Source organism: Kingella pumchi (assembly GCF_022288825.1).
Taxonomy (GTDB): domain Bacteria; phylum Pseudomonadota; class Gammaproteobacteria; order Burkholderiales; family Neisseriaceae; genus Kingella_D; species Kingella_D pumchi.
This window is the reverse complement of record NZ_JAKOOW010000016.1, coordinates 295-947: the sequence shown is the minus strand read 5'-3', so window position 1 is coordinate 947 and position 653 is coordinate 295. Positions and strand designations below refer to the sequence as shown.

Below are 653 nucleotides of genomic sequence, written 5' to 3'. Positions count from 1 at the left end.
GCCTTTAAAAGTAAACTTTTGCGAACCGCCTTGATGTTCGTTTGACGGATGCTCATTAGAAAAAGTAACGGTAAATTCGCCCGGCTGGTCGTTGTATTTGATTTTGCCTTTGGGCTGATCAGTATTGGGCTTACAGGGTTCGGGAACCCATTTGCCGTTTACGTTGCGGCCGCAGGCTTTGTCGTTGGTTTTGGGGGGTGTAGGACTGGGGGGCTCTTCTTTGGGATTTTTGGGTTGCTCTTCGGGTTTGTCTTCTTCGTGGCCGGAGTTTTGATAGCAAACCAACTTCTGATAATCACATTTAGATTTAGAACCATATTGCTTCTTTAATGCTTCCTGCGGACTATCAAACAATGCTGTTGTATCTGTATCAATCCCATTTGAACCACCATCTTTGCAATCACCCTTACAAAAAAGATTATCCTGTCCAGCAAAATAACGGCCGTCTTTTGTTTTATATACAACATATCTACTTAAACTCCAGTCATACATGCCCGAAGTATTAGATACAACAGCAATATCTTCTTTAGGAATAATCGCTGCAACTGATTCAATCGACACCACAGCCACCACAACCGCCAACAGCAGCCTGATCTTCTCTTGCATTTTCATTGTTACCCCTTGCCTTTCTTTGCCTACGAGCTCGCAAACAA

1 protein-coding gene is annotated in these 653 nt (G+C 43.5%); it reads right to left on the bottom strand.

Annotation, left to right across the window (positions count from 1 at the left end; all coding sequences use genetic code 11):
• A partial coding sequence (locus MB824_RS03920) for a hypothetical protein (protein ID WP_238746160.1) occupies positions 1-612 on the bottom strand: 612 nt, incomplete at its 3' end.
• Positions 613-653: the final 41 nt, after the last annotated feature.